The sequence below is a fragment of the Desulfacinum hydrothermale DSM 13146 genome, from assembly GCF_900176285.1.
Classification (GTDB): Bacteria; Desulfobacterota; Syntrophobacteria; order Syntrophobacterales; family DSM-9756; genus Desulfacinum; species Desulfacinum hydrothermale.
The window spans coordinates 1-2,848 of the sequence record NZ_FWXF01000049.1 but is presented as its reverse complement, the minus strand read 5'-3'; the positions used below and the strand labels follow the sequence as shown (position 1 = coordinate 2,848).

Here is a 2,848-nt window from a genome sequence, read left to right as displayed (position 1 = left end):
CGAGCGTTGGCAAATTCCGGTTCCGGTAGCGTTTGGATTTCCCAGTTGGCCAATTCCCGCCCAGCAAACTGCACCAAAAACGACGCTCCGCCGCCTATGTACAGCATGTTTTCCGTTGAGCGGATATGCTGGCCCCAGCGGCTCATAAGTGCATTCGTAAGCACGGTGCGATACACATGCAGCGTATCGCGAACAATGTCAGAGGCATCGTGATATGCACCATTTACAACCACTTTCCCCGTTGCAAACACACGGTCCACCTTGGCGTCATTGAGTACCACACCATATGTTTTTCGAAGTGCGCTGCGCGCATCCTGATACACGCGACCAATTCCCATTCGGTCGATGGTTCCGGCAGCATCTCCCTGCACCTGGCCATTAGCAACAGGCACCACATCCACGGTGTTATATCCAATGTCCACTATCAGAAGATCATCTGTAGAATTGCCCCTGGCACGCCATTCACCCAACGCAACCACTGCTTGCGGATACACTTCCACGTTGTTGTGGTATTCGCGACCGTTGGCGTGGAATTGGCTGAATGCATCTACCAACTGTTCCCTGTACTGGGTATAGTCGGCAGGCGGTAATCCCACTGCCACATTATGGCCCGAAGGGTTAGCCGGAGATACCAGGTCAATTGCTCCCGCAAACAGTACCGGCCCAAACGCCAGCATCCATTCCAAATCGGCTCCATGCAAACAGTTGGGCGACGCTAAGGCATTGTGCCCATACTGATAAGCCTGGTTTTGGTAGGTCACTACTCTGTCAGTAGTACCCATATTGCTACTGTGCAAACATTTGTCCAAAATAGGCGCAATTGCCGTGGGAAACTTTATTTGCGAAGCACGCAGCAAATTGGACGTGTCGTCCGGCATACCGTATGCAACCTTGGTCCACCCATAGCCCAAGTCAATGCCAATATACATGCCTTCCTCCTTGTTCTAGGCAATACACGTGAACCTGTCCACATAAACGGACAAGTTATATCCCGACACACCGTTTACCACCACCAGATGTCCCGATACGGATAGCGGGAATGACAAATTTATTTTTTTGATCGCGCTGACGTACTGTCCCCATACGGTTAGCGCCAAAGTGTCCCGCGCCATGCCTTGCGGAGTGTACGTAGGAACATTCATGTTGCAGAATGCACATGGAGTACCGCGAATAACCGCAAAGCGCAGGTCAGAAATATGACCGCTGCACAACGCATAGTTTATGTTCAGCGGACGGTCCACATATTCAGTACGTATTGCCCGCAAACTGTTCCTTCTCATTTGACCCACAAGAATCGCATGTCTGCCATCCGCATCCTGAGGAATTTCAATTCCGTTCGTTTCCAAGGAAACCGTCCCGGACTGCATCTCCAACCCCCAGCCGGCGTCTCCGCATACCAGCTTCCCCGAAAGCATGGCCACGTTAGTTGCTTCTACCTTCCCCGTGCTCATCATCCGCTCCCACTCAGTTCGTTTGTACATCGGTTTCGGTTTGTTCCGGTGCAGCTTCCGGCAACGGAAACATACTGGAGGGCGTATTCAACATGGCTCGCTCTAGGTGCATAAGCAGCCTGTGCAAGTCCGTAGGATCCGTGCGCACGGAAATGCCGCCGAAATTAACCAGCGGTTTCTGCGTGTTTTGGGAATCTCCGTTGTACAAAATGCGGATGGACCGGCTAAAGTACCGGACACTGCGCCCCATTGCACAGCGCGTAACCACACCGGCAAACTCGGCCAGCGTTTCGGGTTCCACCTCCACATACGGTCCCCCTCCGGCCTTCAGCGCCAAACACCCGTCATGCCGTACAATAAAGGCCCCGAACATGTCCTGATCCGGCATCATCGTGGTACACCAGCCGCGAAGGCGCATTATATCCACCACATTCAGGTATATCGTGTACTTCTCATCACCTGTTTCCTTGTCTACCCTCTCAATTACAATGGAACCGATCGGTCGTGAAATCGCAGCACGCCCGTTATCCCCATTCTTGCTGCTGTCATCTTCTTTATTTTGTTTCTTGTTCCGAAAATACCGGGAATGCAGCGTAGTGCGATACACCGCTCCTATCCGGCGATCAAAGGCGCTCCAGGAATGCGGGGGTATGTTGCGGCCTGCAAACATAAGCCAGGACAGCCTTGCCCCCAGCATGGGCAATACAATGTCGTGCTCCAGCAACCGGTTTACTACCTTCCGGCTCCCGTCGGTAGATCTGTACTGCCGTATTGCGGTTACCAGCCTGCCTGCTTCCGCATTTGCCTCTGCCCTTACATAAGGTCCCGACAATATTACTGACATGACGCGCCTCCCAAACCGTAGGTATTCCGTTCATCTCTTTTCGTTGAATACAGTATAGTTGGGATGTCTGACATTAGCCACCACATAAGAAACAAAATAGGCATGCACAAAGCGGAAAAATGACTCAAACGAAAAATTGTTGCCGCTTGGCAGACAAGGGAACCGGCAGGCGGACAAAAGAAACGAAAGTCAGACGGCTCATGGGGTTCCTAATTAGAAATGGATTCCCTACTCCTTGACACACCTACACCTATTCCTACCTAGTCAGTAACATTAGAAAACTTAGTTACTAATTATTTAGTAACAGAGTGACCGCAGCGAGAGGGCGACAAACGGCAGACAGGCGACGCCAGAGGCAGACAGCCAAGGACAAGGCCGTAGCGCGGTTTGAATGGCAGAGAAGGGGTAACCGCCCTTACTGTTCGGGGGATATTGGAAGCGGAGTGGCCGGAATTTCACTGTTCGGGGATTAGTATCAGGAGAGTTAATCGGGTTTTACTGTTCGGGGAGATGTTGGATGCGAGGTAACCGGAAGTCTGCTGTTCGGGGATTA

General features: G+C 51.9%; 3 protein-coding genes. All 3 read right to left on the bottom strand.

The genetic code is table 11. The features are described from left to right. Nucleotides 1–929 (bottom strand): ParM/StbA family protein (locus B9A12_RS16500; protein WP_084059180.1); only part of this gene is annotated, 929 nt, incomplete at its 3' end. Nucleotides 930–944: 15 nt separating this feature from the next. Next, on the bottom strand, nucleotides 945–1,451 hold the full coding sequence (locus B9A12_RS16495) for a hypothetical protein (RefSeq protein ID WP_170920705.1): 507 nt from the start codon (nucleotides 1,449–1,451) through the stop codon (nucleotides 945–947). 13 nt (nucleotides 1,452–1,464) lie between these two features. Then, nucleotides 1,465–2,175, bottom strand: a complete 711-nt coding sequence (locus tag B9A12_RS16490; protein WP_139796708.1) for a hypothetical protein — start codon at nucleotides 2,173–2,175, stop codon at nucleotides 1,465–1,467. Nucleotides 2,176–2,848: the final 673 nt, after the last annotated feature.